Here is a 17976-nt window from a genome sequence, read left to right on the forward strand (position 1 = left end):
ACCCACGACCCGCCGACAGAGCACCAGCGGACGACTCAACACCCGCTAACTGAACGGCATTGCCTCCGGAGCCGTGTGGCGCTCGCCCGGAGTCGATCCCTTCCCCTCGTCGGCGCCAACTCTGAAGAGTTCGTCCAGGGCGGCTGTGCTCGGTTTCGTTGAAAGGGCCTGCTGAGAGGAGGACTTGATGTACACCAGCACTTAGGTCAACAAAGGGGCTGGGGATAGAGATGCGCGGAAGGGAGCTGCCGTACCCGGACGGGTTCGGTCAGGAGGACGCGGCACAGTGGATGCAGGAGTGCTACGCCGATGAGGGAGTCGACCGCTCTGGTGAGCCCGCGGTGCTGGTGCGCGCAAGCGCTCCAGCCAGCCGCGAAGTGTTCCACGGCGACGAGCAGTGCGGGCTCATCGTGGGCGAAGGGCGGCAGCTAAATGACGCCAGCTGGATGCTGCTGGGCGACGCACAGGCGGTGGGGTATCGGCCGTGCGAGCGCTGCGGTTCTCCCGAGAGGTGAGGACACCGCCTGAAGCTCCGAGCTAGCCGCACGAGTCGCAGACACCCGTTGAAGGGAGCTGCACAAAGCATTTGTCACAGACTTGCGGGGGCTTCTCGGTACGTTGGCGGCGACGCTCAATGGCAGCCTGGTACCTGGGCGCAAGGGCAGGCACACCACCTCCAGCTGGCAGGGTCGCCCCGAAGTGGCGGTAGCAGTCCAGTCGGGCGCCGGCAGCGTGCTGTTCACGCTCCAGCACATCTTCTACCGGCGGTTCTCCAGCAACCTCCAAGACCTCCTTGTAGCCGTCGCCCACCATGCCGTCATCACTGCGAACGACCAGAGCGGTCAGCGGAGGATCTCCACGGCGATGCGCTTCCAGAACCACCCTGCCAAGGACGGAGCCGATCCAGTTGTGCAGGAGAGCCTTGGTGCGAATCCCGGTCCTCTGCTGGATCTCCTCCGCAAGCTCCTTGTAGGTGATGACGGCGTGGTAGCTGCGCGCCACGTCCGCGAGGACCATGTACGCCTCTCTTGCCCAGGCTTCACGAGCCTCTTTCGCCGTGGGCAAGGTGTTGTCGGGTCCTACGCTCAAACTCACGGTGTCCCTCATCTCCCCGGCCCGCGATGCGCTCTCCGCGGTGCCCCTAGCCCATCCTTCCCCAACCTGCTGTCGAAGCACCAGAAATCGCCGCCAAACCTCAACAATGTCCAGCAGTTAAATCAGGGCGTGCGTGCCACTTCCGTGCCAGATCGTGCGGGGAACCACGGGGAACAGCGGGGACTGGCCGCGGGTTCGACCAGGGCTCCAACCGCGCCTCGTCGCAGGTCAGCGCAGCGACTGCCGCCAGAAAACCCGAGCTCCCCAAGCTGAGGGCTCAGGCACCGTCGTTACGGGATGGCCGTCGCGGCTTGCTCCGGTCGACGGCAGCAGCAGCGTGGCTGAGGCTGGTGGGGGTGCGCGAGGCACACGCGCGCCTGGTCGGTCAACCGGGTCCGTCGTCGTGGCTGACTGTCGTCGGCTGAGGTTCAGACTGGGCTGCATCGAAGGCCGCCGGTCAGTGATGCCGCCGGCCGAGGTCCACCGAGCCCAAGGCTTCGACGCAATCGCGTGATGCCCGGTTTGTGATCTATTGAGGCAGGGTGAACCGGGCGATCTGGGCCGCGGTGCCCTGCTCGGCAGTCAGGCTAGTGACGGCGTAGATCGTCTTGAGTGTGGCCTTGCGGGCGGTGCAGCGGGACTGATCTAAACGCTAGTCGACGCTCTGCGACGAGTCAGACGGTAGCGTTGATCGACACGGCATCGAGCACGACGAGCAGGGGGCAACATGCCAAGTGGGAAAGATTTCATGCGCGATCTAATAGACAGCGCGGCAAGAGGCGCATATCGACCTATCGATGATGCATATGCCGATGGCTTCAACGAAGCGGCCCATATCTGCGTGAGTGCCCTATCGGAGAGCATCAACGAATTGTTGGCGCAGATCAAGTCCGGCAGTTACCTGTCTAATGAGGAACAGTTTCTTTTGTCACGATTGAGCCAACTGAAAACTGAAATGGAATTTGGTTTGCGGAATTTTTGGGCGTCGGAGTCAGTAGATAGAGACCCCGCCTAGCAGCGCACCGACGGGCAGGGAGGGCGTGTTTAACTGAGTGATAACGCCGAAGAACACTGGCGGACGAGCGCGAATGTCTGCGGCCCATCAGCGCAGGTAGGAAGCGCTCCAGCACAAGGCAGAGGACCCGCCCAAGTTGCTTCGGGACGAAGAGGTGGCCTCTCTCAGGCTGGCAGGGCACGCAAAACTGGGCCGTCACCGGGCCGTCCAAGGTCACCCAACGCCGACCGACAACGACAGAAGCCCACGGCATCTGATTGGCCAGAGCCGTGGGCTTCTTCAGGTCCGCTGGTCAGCGGAGCCGGTGATCAGTAGACCGGCTGTCCAGGCGGTGGCCCCGGCTGGTCGCCACGCGGAGCGTGTCCCTCAGGGCTCCGGTCAGGTTCTTCGCCAAAAGCCACATGTCGTCCGGGGCCGTGTCGGCGGCGAGCATGTCAACCGCCTGGTCCAGTAGTTCGGTTGCCGTGCCGAGTTGTACTGACTCGATGTTGTCGGCCAGGCGGGACATGTAGCCGCCCCTGTCATCGGTGCTGAGAAAGCACGGCTTGCCGTCGGGCCCCGTCCAGGGGAGGAGCCGCAGCTCGTTCGACGTCGTCATGTTTTCGTCGGCCTCTCATCAATCACGTAGTGAGTGGTGAACACCGCGTCGGCCCGGTCTCCCGGCAGCACCAGGAGGGCCGCCTCGACCACGCGTCCAGCGGTGTCGGCCGTCTGGCGTGTGACGGCGAGGACTGCCAGGGCAGAGCTGATCCGGAGGGTGGACGCCTCCTCCGGTGTCGGGAGGCGAACGCTGATCTCCTCCCGTACCTCGGCCGGCGGCGGGCGGAGTTCCGTCAGTCGCGTCACCACCGCCTCGTACGGGAGTGGCTCGCGGAGCACGGCGGCCGGCGCCAGGTCGCAAGGGACGTAGATGCGCGCCAGGCTGTGCGGTCTCTCGTCCTCATGGCCGAGACAGAGGATCTCGGTCAGAGGGCTGCCGGTCGGCGTCTTCAGCAGGGCCGCAAGATGCCCGCGGGCCCGCACCCTGGTGGTGTGGACGGTGACGCTCAGGGGTGCGAGATCCATGCTGTGCGCATTCGGGGTTCGCCTCCCGCCGACGTACGTGATCCTGTGGAGCGGACGGCGGACGAAGTTCCCCTTGCCGTGGGTCTTCTCGACGAGGCCTTCCGTCTGGAGTACGGCGAGGGCGTTCCGCAGTGTCGGTGTGCTGACCGTGTATTGCGCGGCCAGATGCGCTTCAGAAGGCAGGCGTTCGCCGGGCTTGAGCCGACCGGTGGCGATCCGGTTCCGGAGGTCATCGGCGATGGCGTCGCGTCGCGAGGGCACGGGCGGGATCACCGCCTCTCACTCGCACGAGCCGCAGGGCGACGAGCCGGGTCCCCGTGTGGATGGTCAGCAACTCGCCCGAGTCGAAAACGAGCCGTTTGGCTCCGCCGGGCAGTTGGAAGAGGTCGGTCACCCGGCACTGCCGGCCCCCGACCTGGATGACGTCGCCGAGCTGCACGCTGGCCGAGGTGATCTCGACAGGGCAGAGCACCGCGCCGCTGAGTGCCGGCCCCCTCACCGTGCCGCCTCTGTCGGTACGGGGCACTTGACGGTGGTGTGGCACGAGCAGTCGCAGGCCTCATAGATCACCGGCACGTCGACCGGTGCAGTGACCGGGGACGACTCCGCGCAGGCGTGGTGTGTGCCGATGCGGCAGGAGGTCGACCGGTAGGAGTCGGGACCGGGTTGGGTGCCGTGGGGTTGTTGGCGGGAAGGCATCAGCAGTCACCCGCCGAGGCGTACCAAGGACCGGCGAGGGGAGCGCAGCTCACGGCCGCCGAGCGGTGCCGTGCTCGCGCCTCACTGGCCAGTACGTACGGGCGGACGAGCGCCGTTTCCTCGCCCACGAGAACGCCCGTGTGCTCGCGGTGCCGACGCAGGAACAGCACTGCACCGTAAGCGACTTCCGGGGACACGGCCACCGGCCGCGCAGGCGTTTCGGAGCGGCGGTGCCGGCCCTTGGAGAGGTACCGCTCTCTGAAGCACGAGGCGGTACGGCGGATACGATTGAGCACGGTGTTCAGCCCCTATCGCTGATGACCCGGTCCCCCGACATCGCCCGTCGCGGGGACCGTTTGCGTACGACCGCCCAGAGGGTGCGGTCGTTCGAACTGGTGGCGAGGAGGCCGAAGCGGTCGGCATCGGCCACCGCTTCCAGGACCTCCCGCCATGACTCCGCGGAGAGTGGTTCCGGCACCTCCGCCTCGATGGCCGTGCAGTCGTCGTGCTCCTCCACGCGCGTGGCGAGCCCGACGGCCGATAACCGGGCTGCGATGGCCTCCGCGCGCACCTTGGAAGCAGGCACAGGGCAGCCCTCCGGTGAACGGCGATCACTTTGAGTGAAGCTAGTTAACTAGATTAGAGCTAGTGGACTAGATTTTCCACATGTCTGAGCAACCGCCCTATCTCCGCATCGCCGACGAGCTTCGGCGGCGGATCACGGAGCACGAGTGGGAGTCGGGGGACCGACTTCCCTCCCGCGCCCAGATCGGCCAGGAGTACGGCGTCGGCGACAACGTGGTACGCCGGGCACAGGAGTTGCTGATCTCCCAAGGTGTGCTCGAGGGCCGTGCCGGTTCCGGCACCTACGTCGCCGAGCCCCGGAAGCGCGTCCGAGTGGTCCGTTCGTCGGCGCGCGAGCAGCCCGACGGCTCCCCGTTTCGCGCGGACATGAAGGCCGTGGGCAGACAGGGGGACTGGGAGAGCCGGACCGACGCCAAGGTCCCGGCTCCGGTGGAGATCGCGGCACGTCTCGGTCTCGCCGAAGGCGAGCTGTGCGTGCGGACCGCGTACGAGTTCCTTGCCGACGGCCGGCCGGTGCAGTTGTCGACGAGCTGGGAGCCGTACGACCTCACCGGCGGCACGCTCGTCGTCCTCCCCGAAGGCGGGCCGCACGCCGGGACAGGCGTCGTGAACCGCATGGCCGAGATCGGCATCACCGTCAGCCACGCCGTGGAGCAACCCGAGCCACGGCAGGCGACCGCCGAGGAGGCGTCACTCCTGGGCATCCAGAAGGGCGCACTCGTCACGCACATCCGGCGGACGTACTACAGCGACCAGGGGCGGCCCGTGGAAACCGCGGACATCGTGGTCCCCGCCGCGCTCTGCGAGATCGTCTACGAGATCCCGATCAACCGATAGACAGGCCCGCTTAGGGTTCGTCGTATGGCCGACGACGCCCCGTCCTGTCCCGAGTGCAGCCAGCCCCTGAAGTCGGGCGGTCTCGTGCTGTCCAGGCGAAACGACGACGGCCGGAGGATCTGCCGCTCTCTGTGGCGGTGCGCCGATCGGCACACCTGGTGGAGGTGGGCGGACCGGCCGGAGGAACCGTTGGAGGTCTGCCCAGTCCCGGAGCTGTTTCGGTGACATCCAACGCTGACATCAACGAGGCCGGACGGCGGCACACAGCAGCACCCCTGAGCGACCGTCGGACCAGCCGATGACGGCGTCAGAGGCGGGCGGGGATCGAACTCCTAAAGCGGGTGTCGCAGGTTCGAATCCTGCCGGGGGCACAGAGAAAAGGGCCAGCTCAGGAGGGCTTTCCTCCCAGGCTGGCCCTTCGTCGTATCCGGGATCGTGCCACACGCGTGCCACTACGTCCACTCGGCAGCTCGTCGGAGCGGAAGGGATGCCCGCTACTCCGTGGCAAAGGGCGCGTATCCGTCCGGCACCTCACTGACCTGCAAGTCCGAGAAGAGCAGGGTGAGACGGTGCGCGTTGGTCTCGATGCGAACCTCATGGAAGTCGATCCCAACGGCTTGCGCCCAACGGCGGGTCGCTTCCGACTGAGGAGGACCTTCGCACCTGGGGACAAGGAGTGCCACTTCACACCCCAGACGTATCCGTCGAGGTCGACGCGGGCCGCGCCCTGGCTACGTCTATCGACTCGGACATCCTTCGCCGCAGGCCATGGCGCACGCCAGCCACGCTGAGTAGAGTGCCCTTCACCGACTTCAGGGGGCCGACGCTATGCCGAGACCGGTGGCGTCAAGGGCAAGGGGGCGACTGTGAGCCAGTGGTTCGTTGCTTACAACCTGCACGGCGGAGACCCAGTTGATCCGTCAAGCGTGGATGGTAAGAACAAGTACGACCGGGTACTTGATGCCCAGGAACGCACCCCTCGCAAGATGCGAAAGCGAGCACGAGCAGCTCGTGGCAAAAGTGGCGCTGATGCGGACCGTCGGCGTCAGGAGGAGCTCCGCCGAAACGGCCTGTTGTAAACGTGGAGCAAGCAGTGCGGTCGTACCCCTTGAGCCCCTCGGCGACCGGTGGATCTCGCGCGAGTTCTGACATCTACGACTGACATCAACGATGCCGAGCAGCCACTCCTAATGTCGAATGGATGGCCTTCGGACCAACCAATAATGGCGCCGAAGGCAGGTACGGTTCGAACTTTTGAAGGGGTGTCGCAGGTTCGAATCCTGCCGGGGCACCAGCCGAAAGACCCCGGACCGATCATGGTCCGGGGCCTTCGACGGCTCGGTTTCAGGCGGCGTGCGGGGTGAAGGTGACCCGGGAGTCGCCCGCGTCGATGGCCAGGTTCAGGGTGCCGTCCAGGGCCTTGGCCAGGCGTCGCAGCAGCGGAAACGCCGGCACGGTGTCGCCGCCCTCCATCCGGGACACCTGAGACTGCGTCATCCCGGCCCGCTCGGCCAGCTCGGCCTGGGACAGGCCGAGCTCGATCCGACGGTCGTAGACCGCCTGCCCGAGGTCGCCGGCCAGCCGCGCGTCGACGTACTCCTGGTCGTACTCCACCGTCTCACCCGCAAGCTGCCGGGCCCGGCGCGTCCTCCACGTGCTGTGAATCATCAACTCTCCTCGCGCCGATCGTAGGTGTGCTCGGCCCGGCCGTGCTCGGCCCCGCAGACCTTCTGGGCCTGGTGCGCACGCTCGACTTCCGCCGCCTCACGCATCCGCGTCTTACGGAACACCGTCAGCGGAACGACCCGCTGCCCAGGGGCGAGCCGGTACGGGAGGCGCACGGCCTCGGGCACCGGGCTCATTCGCCGCAATGACCGAGAACATCTGCCGCGGACGGCACAACTCGCGGCTCAACGCGCTCCGGTCGCACCGGACCAGCACTGATCAGCCCACGTCGCAGTGGCCCTCCTGCCCTCCGGAGAGCCACTTGCACCGTTTCCTCGTGCTGAGGCCGCAGATTCGGCAACCTTCGATGTCGGGTGCCGTCAGGGATCAACCCGCCGTACGGACCACGACTTCAAATCCGAGGTCGCTCAACAGCTTGGCAGCGTGGTCCTTGCCGCCGGAGAACTCGTCGCGTCCCAGAGGATCCCGTCCGGGCAGATAGCCGTGCGCCGCCCCCACGATGGCCTTTGAGTCGTACTCCTTGCCATCGATCTCGAGCAGGTAGCTACGCGACGGTCCGAATCCGTATCTCTCCAGGAACGCATCCCGACCGAGTCGGTCGTACTCCGCAACAGCCTGCAGGATCGCAGATCGAGTGATTTCGTTCAGCGTCATGACGGGAAGATAGACGAAGCCACCGACATACGGGGCCGCGTCGGCCAGGAAGAGCCCTCCGGCGGTCGTCCGACCATGGGCGCAGACTCCGCCGGTGACGACGCCAAACCGTTGTCAGCTGAGTATCGACGGGCGTTCCTGCCCCGTCGCGGTCGACGGCCAGGGCGTGGGCGAGTACGCGGCCGCTGTGGATGTTCACGCCGTGCCTCACGACCTGTCGCGGGTCGTGCCGCATCTGCGCCCGATCGGGACGTGGTCGGCCAAGCCGGAGTCCTCGCCCGGGTGGAGGGCGGCATCCCGTGCACCCCTGCTCTTCGGAGCCGGCTTCTTCGAGGAGTCAAGCCACGCCACCCAGAACCTGGCATACTTGAAGTATGGCAACTCGGAAGATCACCATCACCGTGCCGGAAGAACTGGTGGAATCGATCAAGGAGCGCGTCGACGCACGCGGAGTGTCCGGCTACATCGCGGCCGCCGCCGCTCATCAGGACGCGATGGACCGACTGCGCGAGTTGGCCGACCGTCTCGAGGAAGAGCACGGCGCCGTGACGGACGACGAGCAGCAGGCAGCGCTGGATCGCATCGCCGCCATCGACGGCTGGCATGACGAACAGCGGTCGGCTTCGGGCGAGGCCGCGTGAGCCGCACCGTCCGAGCGAAGTTGCCCCGGTCACGGCAGCGCGTCTTCGTGTTCGACTCCGAGGCTCTCTCCAAGACGGTCCAGGGCGATCGGGAGATGGCTGCGCTGCTCAAGACGGCCCCTCGGCTCGACATCCCGATCGTCACCTCGGCCCTCACCACCTTGGAGGCATGGGACCCGCGCGAAGCGTCGAGGCAGGCGCTGTGGAACTGGACGCTGTCCCGGATCCGCGTCGTACACACGGACGACCAGGTGATCGCCATGGCGCGCGACATGCTGAAGACAGCCGGCCTGCACGGGCACAAGTACGCCATCGACGCCGTTCTGGCGGCTGTGGCCGGGCGGGAAGCCGCACAGGGGGCCCAGGCAACCGTCTTCACCTCCGACACCGACGACATGAACCAACTCCTCGCGGGCCACTCCGTGCGAGTCGAGAAGGTCTGACGGGACGCCCGCACCTCACTCCGACCGCTCGCCGGGCCCCCAAGCAACCCATGGCCTTCGCCGGACAGCGTCCACCGGCACGTATTCAGCACACATGAGGACGGGAAGCACCGTGAACACGTGAGAACCGCTGAGGAGTCCTTCCCCTGGTCAGACACCCTGCGGCCCACGTCTCCGCAGGTCACAGCCTCACCCAGGGAAAACTCCTAAAGCGGGTGTCGCAGGTTCGAATCCTGCCGGGGGCACAACGCAATACGCCGCTGACCTGGGGTTTCTCCCCAGAGAGGCGCTCTGTTAGGCCTCGGACTTCTTGTCCGGGGCCGTTTGCGTGAGCGGTACGTGAGCGGACGGGGAGTTGATCTCCCGAATATCCCCCAACGGATCAGCATCATCCGGCACGGACTTCTCCGCGTCGCCGGGCTCGGATTCCGCTTCGGGGTGGTGTTCTCGGAGGTGGCGCGGGCGCGCGGAACGAGCCGGGCTGTGGTTTCGGCTATCGCCAGATCCGCTTCGCGCAGCAGGCGTGTGTAGGCGTCCGGGGGCTCGGTCCGGTCCGGTGGGAGGAGTAGCGCTCTGCTCGCGCTTGCGAGCCGTGCCGGGGGCAGCAGGCGGAACGCCTGCTGCCCCAAGGGCGCCCGCCGCCTGAATCCGGCGCCGTGCGGCGCTTGAATCAGACTGCCGAGCTCTCGGTGGTGTCGCTGGCGCCGTCAGCCGTACGGGTTCGGCGTACGGCGAAGATCGCGCCTGTGCCGGCGGCCAGTAGCAGGCCGGCGCCGACGAGAAGCCACGGGGTGACGTCTGCCCCCGTCTGGGGGAGCACGCCCTTCTGCTCGGTCGCGGTGGCACCTGACGCCGTCTCATCGGTTTCCGATGTACCGGAAGCGGCTCTGTCGGTCGTGCCCATCGTCCCGGAACCGGAAGTGGACGGGCCAGTCGTCGTGTCGGCCCCAGTGATCCGGAACGACGCCAGGATGTTCTTCTGGCCCGCGTCCATCGCGCATCGTGCGTCGATCTTGCCCGGGAACGTCACGTCGCCGCTCGCGTCCTTCGGGGTCAGGTGCGCCACGAGGTCTCCAACGGTGATCTTCGCGCTCCCCGGTTGTCTGAAGGTGAGCGCCGGCGCCGAGCCGGTCGCCTTGACGTGGAACGAGCCGGACGTCGGGACGTCGGCCTTCACCATGCCCGGGAAGTCCACGTCGACGTCTCCCTCCGGAGCGGCCACGCTCGCCTTCGCGTCCACCGTGCCCTCGACGGCCTTCACACCGATCTTGCCCAGCATCTTTGTGGCGTCCGCATTCACCGGCACCGCCGCGTTGACGACGAATTCCGGGGTGGGTCTGCCGACCGCGACCGACCTCGGGAAATCGGATTCGATTCGCACCGTGACAGGCAGATTCTCGATCAGCCGAGTTGAGCACGTGTACCGGAGTGTGAGCGACACCGGGTCCGCAGCAGCGGGTCCGGATCCTGGAATTCCCACGATTCCACCCGCAACCGCCAGAGCCGTCGCCATTTGGAAGGAGTTGCGCGCCGATTGACCGCCCAGGACGGTACGGGCCAATCCGCGCCGCTCAGGCAGGTTCTGGAATTTCTTGCCAGTTCTCATTCTTGCCCCTGTCAGGGTTTTTTGGTCTCTCGGAGGATGTATGCATCCGCACAGTATTGTTGTTTTCAAAAGACCCCTGCTGATCGCCTCATGTGACGGGTTCAGAATCGGCAGGGCGCTGGTCACGGCCCGCAAGGAAGACCTGGGTCAGGTGATCCTGGAGTTGAGCGTGACGGAATTGGTAGACCGCGCCCGTCTGGCGCAGCACATCCCGCTCGCACGCGTCATCCAGGAAAGCGATCAGCCGCCAGGGCAATTTCCCCGTGAGCGGCAGCCATATACGCGCGAGGGCCACCCACTGGCCCCAAGCGGTAAAACTGAGCCCGTACGCAAGCCCGCCTCCGAACGCGGCCTCGATCCCGAACGCGAGCCCGATCAGGAGCCCCCAAACAGGACCGGCCACCGGCCCTGTCCCAGTGAGCCCGTTGGCGAAACCGGCCCCCACCCCGAACACGACCGCCCACACCAGCAGATATAAGGCCACGTTCCTGCGGTCCTGACTCAGCACCTCGGAGGAACTGACGCCGGATCTGATGTCGAGGGGAACTTCCAGCCAGGCCATGAGTCCGAGTACCAGACCGACCCCGAGCCCGATCCCGGGCACGAACACGAGGGCCCCCGCGAGTCCGCCGTCGAGCCCGTCCGCGAGCCCCATCGACGCGACCACGACCCTGTCCAGGAACAGGATCACGAGCGCGGCCAGGACGCCGTACGTGAACCCGAGCCTGAATCTGGGGAGGAACCTCGACCGCATCCCCCTGGTTCTGCCGAAGAGCTGTACGCGTACGCGCGCCGGTTCTGCCGCACCCCGGGAGGCGGACCCGTACACGAACCCGAATAACAGTCCGTTCACGAGCCCGTGCAGGAGCCCGACCACGAGCCCTCGCACAAGTGCGAACTCGAGCCCGTGCGATGTCGCGACCAGGTCCGCGGGCACGTTTCCCACCGCGGTCGTCACCCCGAGGGCCAGTGCGGCCAGGAACCCGATCACGAGCATGCGCGAGGATCGGCGCATCATAGTGCCCAGTTGCCACCAGGCGAGGTCACGTGCCGGAACACCCGCTTGGGATCTGCCGAGTTGGTCCAGGTGTGCAGCAAGGTAGCCGAGCCAGTGCTGGGCGCGGCCGGGGTCCCAGCGTCGCCGGCGGCGACGGCCGGTGCCGCTGTCGGCCGGCGCGGGCTCGTAGGCGACGGGGGTGAACGCGGCCAGGAGATGCTTCTGCAGGGCTTCGGGGGTGGCGAACCTGGAGGTGTTCAGGAGCTCCTCTGGGTCGCGCCCGGAGGCGTCGCTGTAGATGGTGCGGGCCATGGCGACCATCAGCGGGGTGGTGAGCGCCGTGGCGACGTTCTCCGCGCCGGGGCCGCGCCGCTGTCTGTGCAGCTCGTCCAGGACGGGTTCCCACACGGTGCCGTGCAGGCCGCCGTCCGCGCCCGGACTGCTGGTGAGGGGCAGATAGACGGCGATGTCCTTCAAGGTGAGGTCGTCAAGCTCGACGATGGCGGCCTTGGGGAGCGGGCGCTGCTTCTGCACGGCCTCGGCGTACTCCTCGGGGCGGCTGGTGAGGAGCAGCGGGGTGGTGGTGCGGTCGAGCTCTTTGAGCGCTGCGCCCCGCAGGCCGCTCGCGATCTCGTCGAATCCGTCCAGAACAGGCAGGATCCAGCCCGTGTCGACCAGGGCAGCGGCGAGATTCCCTCCGTGCGCGGCCGGGGCGGCGAGGCCGTAGTCGCGCACCAGCTGGTGGCACATCCAGTCGCGCAGCGAGACGGCGGTCGGGTCCCACGATCCCAGGCTGAAGATCACCGGTACGGGGTCGGCGGGCGTACGGTCGCCCAGCCAGTCGAGGACGAAGCGCAGGGTCAGGATCGTCTTGCCCGACCCGGCCGCGCCGAGCACCACCAGCCGACGGGACGGGATGGACCGGTACACCGTCACGATCTGGTCGAGACTGCCGTCCAGGGCGAGCGGCCCCGGATCCGCCCCGGGTGAGGCATCGCGGATCTTGGCCCAGTGATCCACCAGGCGCGTGCCGGTGTTCCGGAAGCGCACGGGGAGCGGGAACGGGTCGTGCACATTCCGCCGCCGCTCCTCCTTCCGCCACTGTGCGGCCACGCGGGAGGCGAGTCGCCCGGCCGACTCCCGCAACTCAGGGGCGCCGTCGGAGAGCAGCGATGAGCGAGGAACCCGCTCGAGCTGGTCTCGATGCGTCGGCAGGCCGATCAGCGAGCTCAGTTCGTTGATCTCGTCCGGGGCCAGGTGTTCGTACCAGCCGTCCACCGGGCTTGCCGCGAGCGTGCCGAGCCCGTCGGAGCGATGATGCCGGGTGATGACCCCGATCACGTACCCGTCGCTCCACAGCGGCGCCCCCGACATGCCCTCCCAGGGAGAACGGCCCCGCTCCGGGTCGTACTCCGGTGAGGACTTCAGGGTGATCTCCAGAGTGCCCTCGCGATGGTTCGACAACGGGGTGGTGTCACCGCGCGCGTGGTGAGAATCCCGGTAGGTCGCATTCGCGCCGCGGTCCGGCGACGCGGCATCCACACGCAGCCTGAACCGTGGGAATCCCAGCGCTTCGCAGTCCATCGGCTGCTCGATACGGGCGAACCGCACCCGCGGGACCTCGGCGGCGGCCGGTCCGCCGGCGATCGAGTCGTCCGCGAGGCGGATCAAAGCGATGTCCGAGGCCGGGTTCGTCCAGACCGGCTTGCCGTACACCTCCCGTGTCCCGCGGCCGGCGGTGAGAAAGCGCACCTGAACCGTCGTCGCGGTGCACACCACATGCGCGGCCGTGAGCACCAGATTCCAGGTCACCTGGTAACCCGACCCGCGCCATCCCTCGTCCGCGCCACGCACCGCGATGACCTGGACCACCCGCCGCCGGTCAAGCCCGTACGGTTCACTCGCCGCGTCCACAGGTGCGTTCACCGCTCGTTCGCGTCAGCGCGGCCGGAGACGAACGGCGGCCTGTTCGCCCCCGCCAGGGTCGGCTGCAGAACCAGTGAGACGCGCTGGGTCGAGGTGGCGCTCAACGCCGCGTCCACACCCGACTCCACCACCCAGAACCGGACTTTCGCCCCTGCCTGCCCGGATCGGTCCAGGGCTACCGAGAGCTCCAACTCGATCGACCCCAGCTCGAAGCGCAGCGCCTCGCCCTCCGCCGCGATGATCGCCCGCTCCAGCTCGTCCCGCAGATCCCTGATCACGCTGGCCAACTCGATCACGCCACGCCGCCTTCGCCGATCGCGCTGGTCGACCAAGAACTCACGACGCCCAGGTCTCTGCGGGAGATTGGCAGGACAACCGCTCCGGACTGCCCGCCTCTACGTGCCCTCTCGGAAGAGGATCTCGCCGCGGTGAGTCCCGATCCGCTGTGCGCGTTGGTCAAGGCGTTCACCGACGCGCTCACGTCCACGGAGGCAGAAGCCCTGTGAGGGGCCGCGTACGGGTCGACGAGCCCGGCCGCCGTCCCCAGGGCGCACTCTGCGGCCGCCAACTCCACCTTTGTCATGTCGTACTCCCTGTCAATTGGGCAACGGCGGCGACGAAGACAGTCGCTTCGTAGCAGCCGCGAACTCCCCTTACCTTCTTGCGGCCACGACCTGACGCCCCTTGAGAAGGCCGGTGCCTGTCTCGGGACTTCTCAGTGGTTCTCGGTCGCATCTCTGCAACCATGACGGGACGCGCTGCAACTCCGATGAAATTTCGATGATGTGCGGAAGTGAGGGCTTCGAGATGGACAGCGAACCCCCCCAGCGGCTTCGGGTCGCGGTGCTCGGGCCGTTGCGCGCCTGGCGGGGCGGAGAGCCACTGGATCTGGGGCCTGTCAAGCGGCAGGCGGTGCTAGCCGCGTTGCTGCTCCGTCAGGGGGCTGTGGTGAGCCATGAGCAACTGCTCGACGGGGTGTGGGGATCGGAGCCGCCCGCATCCGGAAACAAAGTGCTGGCCAGTCACGTCAACCCGCTGCGCAGGACGCTCGACTCCGAAGGCACCCGGCATACGGAGTCGCTGATCCGTAGCGGCAAGGGCTGGTACCGCTTCGTCGTCGACGGTGTCCGGCTCGATCTGTCGGACCTGGCCGAACAGGGCGATGAGGCACTGCGCACGAGGGCGTCCGGCGATCTGGCCGCCGCGACGGAGCAGTTGTCCGTAGCGCTCGCCCTGTTCCAGGGCGAGCCCTTGGCCAACCTGCCGGGATCGTTCGCCCAGGCCGAGCGCGAGCGGCTGCTGGAACGTCGGCGAACGCTCCGGCTGGCCCGGCTCGAATGCCTGGTTCTGCTCGGCCGGTTCGGCGATGCCCTGGACGACCTGACCGCGCTGTCCGCGTCCGATCCGTATGACGAGTCGCTGCTGGCCTTGCGTATGCGGGCTCTGTACGGCTGCGAACGTCAGACCGAAGCACTGAACGCCTACCAGGACATGCGCTTACGCCTGCGTGACGAACTCGGAGTCGATCCCGGTGAGGAGCTCCGCCGGGTTCACAAGGCGGTGCTGCGCCAGGACGACGCCTGGCTCCTCGGTCCGGCTGCTCCTCCCGCGTCGACGCGACCAGGGTCACCGACGCGGGAGGAGCAGCCGGACCGTGCCGGCGCGCCGTCGGTGCCGGCCGAACTTCCCCACGACGCCGCGGGGTTCGCCGGCCGCACCGGTGAACTCGCCAGACTGCACGCGCTGCTTCCTCCCGAGGGGGGGCAGGGACCGACAAAGACCGTGGTCATCTCGGCCATCGGCGGCGCCGCGGGCATCGGCAAAACCGCTCTGGCGGTGCACTGGGCGCACCAGGTGCGTGACCGCTTCCCGGACGGTCAGTTGTATGTGAACCTGCACGGATTCGACCATGACCGGCCGCATCTCAAGCCCAACGAAGCACTTGAGCTGCTGCTGCGGAGCCTGGGGTTGCCGGCGTCGGAGATTCCCTCGCACGAGGAGGCCCAGGGCCGCGTGTACCGGACCCTGCTGGCAGACCGGCGCCTCCTCGTCCTGCTGGACAACGCGGCTTCCGCGGAGCAGGTCCGTCCGCTGCTCCCGGGCAGCCCGTCCTGCTGTGTCGTCGTCACCAGTCGCAACCGCCTCGCTGATCTCGTGGTACGCGACGGGGCACATGCCCTGCCGCTGAGCCTCCTCCTACCGACCGAGGCCCGCGCGCTGCTGAGCCGGACACTCGGCGAGGAGCGGCTCTCCGTCGACCCGCTCGCGGTCGACGGACTGATCCGGCTGTGCGGCGGCCTTCCGCTGGCGCTGCGCGTGGCCGCCGCCAGGCTGGCGGGCGACCCGGGTCTGCACCCGGCCGACCTGGTAACCGAGATGTCCGAGGGCAACCGGCTGCAGGCGCTGGAGCCGGACGGCGATGAGAACTCCCCCTTGCGGGCGGCCTTTTCCGTGTCGTACGGGGTGCTGGTGCCTGCGGCGCGCCGGCTGTTCCGGTTGCTCGGCCTGTTCCCCGGACCGGAGTTCACCGCCAAGGTCGCGGCGGCCCTCCTGGGCGCGCCGCCGTCGCAGGCCCGGCGTCTGCTCGGTGCGTTGGCCGCCGCCCACCTGATCGAGCCGGTGACGGTGGGCCGTTATCGGTTCCACGATCTCCTTCGCGAGTACGCGCGGGAGTGTGCGCAGGTGGAGGAGAGCGCGGAGGACCGTGACGCCGCGTTGGAACGTGTCCTGCTCTGGTACACACACGCCACTCGCGCCGCCGCGGGGACCTGGTTCTTCCCGGAGCTGCCCAGCGGCCTCGTCCCCGGTGACCAACCGGGCATGCCGTCCGCTGCCGAAGCCAAACAATGGCTGGAGGCGGAGCAAGCGAACCTGCTCGCCGCCGTCAGCCACGCGGGCCGCCACGGTCCCCGCCCCGTCGCCTGGCATCTGACCTCCGCGCTGTTCGGCTACTTCTGGCTTCATCTGCCGCGGGCGACGTGGTGGACTACCGCGCAGACGTCGCTGGACGCGGCCGTGGCCGAAGGCGACCTGTTCGGCCAGGCAGCCATGCACACCAGCCTCGCCGTGACCCAGTGGGATTGGGGCCATGCCAGGGAGGCGACGGATCACAACACACGCGTACTGGACATAAGCCGGGAGCTCGACTGGCCGACAGGGGAGGCCGCGGCTCTCGGTGTCGGGGGCATCATGGAATGGAGCATGGCGCGCCTCGACAGTGCATACGAGCGCCTCACCGCCGGCCTGCGGCTCACCCGTGAAACCAGGAACCGTTCCTTTGAGGCGTTCGGGCTGCTCGGACTCGGTATGGTCTCCCGGGATCTGGGCCGACTGCGGGAGGCCGCGGACCACCTCGAACTGGTCATCAGGCGCAATGTGGAGATCGGCTGGTGGGACGACAGCCTGGCGCTGCAGTTTCTGGGCTGGGTCTACTGGGAACTCGGCCGTCTCGCCGACGGCCTTGACCTCCTAGGTCCCAAGGTGGCCGCTGACGGGACGGGCGGATACCGCAACGGCCGCGCGATGATGTTCGACGCCGTCGCGAAGATCAATATCGAGCTCGGCCGCCACGACGAGGCGCTGGCGCAAGCCGAGCGTGCCTTCGCCATGGTCAAGGCCCCGGGACGTCCCTGGATTCAGTCCGGCATCCTCAACACGGTCGCAGCTGCCCACCGAAGCCTGGCCCACTTCGACCGATCCCTTGAGGCCGACACACAAGCCCTCGCCCTGGCCCGAAAAGCGAGATTGAAACGGGCCGAGGCGGACAGCATCCTGGGGCTTTCCCTCACGCACCGCCGGCTGGGCCGGCACCACGAGGCCCGCCACAGTGCCGAGGAGGCGCTCCGCCTGGCCCGTGCGTACGGCTTCCGAGTGGTGGTAGGGCAGGCCCTGACCGTCCTGTGCGGCACCGCGGAGTCCGAATCGGAGTACGCCACAGCCGTCACCCTCGGCCATGAGGCACTGACCACACACCGTGAGACCGGCCACCGACTCGGCGAAGCCCGCACCCTCGTGGCACTCGCCCGCGCCCTCCGGAAGACCGACGGCGCTGCCGCTGAACTCATGAGGCAGCAGGCGTTGAACATCTTCTCGGAGGTGGGTATGCCGGAGGAGGGGTACAAAGACCTCGACTGGTGATGTTTGCAGACCGGAAAAACGCTGCCGGGGCCGTGGGGGGAGCCGCCCACACACGCCGCGCGGGCACTGGCCCCGCACATGGAGCAAAGTTAATCGCGTCAGGGCGCTCGGAGGCCACGGAACGGATTCAGCACACATGAGGCCGGGAAACCCCGTGAACACGCGAGAACCACGGAGGAGTGTTTTCCCAAGCCAGACACCCTATGACTGACGTTTCCGCAGGTCACAGCCTAGCTCAGGGAAAACTCCTAAAGCGGGTGTCGCAGGTTCGAATCCTGCCGGGGGCACCAGCGAAGCGCCCCGGGCCGATCATGGTCCGGGGCGCTTGGCATCGTCCTTGACCAGCGCGGGCGACAGTTGTCGTCGGCTGGTGTCCGTGAGCCGGTACCGCCGTCCTGATACCCAAGGGCAGAACGAACCCGGGAGGAGCCATCAAGGACGGCCACCCCGCAAAAGAGCGCCCGATGGCCTGCGCCAACCCCCAGCACGACGCCGGAGTGGTTCCCGACCCGCACTCAGCTGCCCCGGATGACGTGACGCTGTGCACCTTGCGAGGCGCAGATGTTTCATCGTATGCGGTGAGTGCTGCA

At 67.5% G+C, this 17976-nt stretch carries 15 protein-coding genes and 3 pseudogenes; 6 read left to right on the forward strand and 12 right to left on the reverse strand.

The window, feature by feature from the left end; genetic code table 11:
• Positions 1-230: 230 nt before the first annotated feature.
• Positions 231-515, forward strand: a complete 285-nt coding sequence (locus ACFPZI_RS07805; RefSeq protein WP_381360044.1) for a hypothetical protein — start codon at positions 231-233, stop codon at positions 513-515.
• A gap of 22 nt (positions 516-537) precedes the next feature.
• Here the strand turns inward: ACFPZI_RS07805 and ACFPZI_RS07810 are convergent, their stop codons facing one another.
• Complete coding sequence (locus tag ACFPZI_RS07810; protein WP_381360047.1) at positions 538-1095, reverse strand: hypothetical protein; 558 nt, start codon at positions 1093-1095, stop codon at positions 538-540.
• A gap of 727 nt (positions 1096-1822) precedes the next feature.
• On the opposite strand from ACFPZI_RS07810, the gene ACFPZI_RS07815 reads away from it, so the two are divergent.
• A complete protein-coding gene (locus ACFPZI_RS07815) occupies positions 1823-2110 on the forward strand; it encodes a hypothetical protein (protein ID WP_381360049.1) in 288 nt (95 codons plus the stop codon).
• A gap of 292 nt (positions 2111-2402) precedes the next feature.
• Here the strand turns inward: ACFPZI_RS07815 and ACFPZI_RS07820 are convergent, their stop codons facing one another.
• The 4 genes and pseudogenes from ACFPZI_RS07820 to ACFPZI_RS07835 form a co-directional block, all read right to left on the reverse strand.
• The gene (locus ACFPZI_RS07820) at positions 2403-2708 is read right to left on the reverse strand and encodes a hypothetical protein (RefSeq protein WP_381360052.1); all 306 of its coding nucleotides are present in this window, start codon (positions 2706-2708) and stop codon (positions 2403-2405) included.
• Entirely contained in the window at positions 2705-3436 is a 732-nt protein-coding gene (locus tag ACFPZI_RS07825) for a GntR family transcriptional regulator (RefSeq protein WP_381360055.1), read from the reverse strand. Before ACFPZI_RS07825 ends, ACFPZI_RS07820 begins: the two co-directional genes overlap by 4 nt.
• Positions 3405-3701: a hypothetical protein gene (locus ACFPZI_RS07830; RefSeq protein ID WP_381360057.1), complete on the reverse strand. Its 297-nt coding sequence runs from the start codon at positions 3699-3701 to the stop codon at positions 3405-3407. The genes ACFPZI_RS07825 and ACFPZI_RS07830 overlap by 32 nt, the downstream gene beginning before the upstream one ends.
• A 481-nt stretch (positions 3702-4182) precedes the next feature.
• Positions 4183-4460: pseudogene (locus ACFPZI_RS07835) on the reverse strand (hypothetical protein).
• Positions 4461-4540: 80 nt separating this feature from the next.
• On the opposite strand from ACFPZI_RS07835, the gene ACFPZI_RS07840 reads away from it, so the two are divergent.
• Entirely contained in the window at positions 4541-5296 is a 756-nt protein-coding gene (locus tag ACFPZI_RS07840; protein ID WP_381360060.1) for a GntR family transcriptional regulator, read from the forward strand.
• A 494-nt stretch (positions 5297-5790) separates the two neighbouring features.
• On the opposite strand, the pseudogene ACFPZI_RS37285 reads toward ACFPZI_RS07840, so the two are convergent.
• The 4 genes and pseudogenes from ACFPZI_RS37285 to ACFPZI_RS07855 form a co-directional block, all read right to left on the reverse strand.
• A pseudogene (locus ACFPZI_RS37285) lies at positions 5791-6065 on the reverse strand (YxiG-like protein); the annotation flags it as partial.
• A 575-nt stretch (positions 6066-6640) separates the two neighbouring features.
• On the reverse strand, positions 6641-6964 hold the full coding sequence (locus ACFPZI_RS07845; protein ID WP_381360063.1) for a helix-turn-helix domain-containing protein: 324 nt from the start codon (positions 6962-6964) through the stop codon (positions 6641-6643).
• Positions 6964-7143 (reverse strand): annotated as a pseudogene (locus tag ACFPZI_RS07850) (type II toxin-antitoxin system RelE/ParE family toxin); the annotation flags it as partial. The pseudogene ACFPZI_RS07850 and the gene ACFPZI_RS07845, both read right to left, overlap by 1 nt.
• Positions 7144-7348: 205 nt before the next feature.
• A complete protein-coding gene (locus ACFPZI_RS07855) occupies positions 7349-7636 on the reverse strand; it encodes a ScoMcrA-related endonuclease (protein WP_381360066.1) in 288 nt (95 codons plus the stop codon).
• A 374-nt stretch (positions 7637-8010) separates the two neighbouring features.
• Between ACFPZI_RS07855 and ACFPZI_RS07860 the strand changes: the two genes are divergently transcribed.
• Positions 8011-8277: a hypothetical protein gene (locus ACFPZI_RS07860; protein WP_381360068.1), complete on the forward strand. Its 267-nt coding sequence runs from the start codon at positions 8011-8013 to the stop codon at positions 8275-8277.
• Positions 8274-8720 (forward strand): hypothetical protein, encoded by a 447-nt coding sequence (locus ACFPZI_RS07865; protein ID WP_381360071.1) that lies wholly within the window; start codon positions 8274-8276, stop codon positions 8718-8720. Before ACFPZI_RS07860 ends, ACFPZI_RS07865 begins: the two co-directional genes overlap by 4 nt.
• A 670-nt stretch (positions 8721-9390) precedes the next feature.
• On the opposite strand, the gene ACFPZI_RS07870 is transcribed toward ACFPZI_RS07865, so the two are convergent.
• The 3 genes from ACFPZI_RS07870 to ACFPZI_RS07880 form a co-directional block, all read right to left on the reverse strand.
• Positions 9391-10326 (reverse strand): DUF6801 domain-containing protein, encoded by a 936-nt coding sequence (locus ACFPZI_RS07870; protein WP_381360073.1) that lies wholly within the window; start codon positions 10324-10326, stop codon positions 9391-9393.
• 88 nt (positions 10327-10414) lie between these two features.
• Positions 10415-13249, reverse strand: coding sequence for an NACHT domain-containing protein (locus tag ACFPZI_RS07875; protein ID WP_381360075.1), 2835 nt, complete (start codon positions 13247-13249; stop codon positions 10415-10417).
• Entirely contained in the window at positions 13246-13545 is a 300-nt protein-coding gene (locus ACFPZI_RS07880) for a trypco2 family protein (protein ID WP_381360078.1), read from the reverse strand. Before ACFPZI_RS07880 ends, ACFPZI_RS07875 begins: the two co-directional genes overlap by 4 nt.
• Positions 13546-14056: 511 nt before the next feature.
• Here ACFPZI_RS07880 and ACFPZI_RS07885 point away from each other — a divergent pair.
• Positions 14057-17386, forward strand: coding sequence for an AfsR/SARP family transcriptional regulator (locus tag ACFPZI_RS07885; RefSeq protein ID WP_381360081.1), 3330 nt, complete (start codon positions 14057-14059; stop codon positions 17384-17386).
• Positions 17387-17976 lie beyond the last annotated feature (590 nt).

Origin of the sequence: Streptomyces chlorus (assembly GCF_042655885.1) — a bacterium.
GTDB lineage: Bacteria > Actinomycetota > Actinomycetes > Streptomycetales > Streptomycetaceae > Streptomyces > Streptomyces chlorus.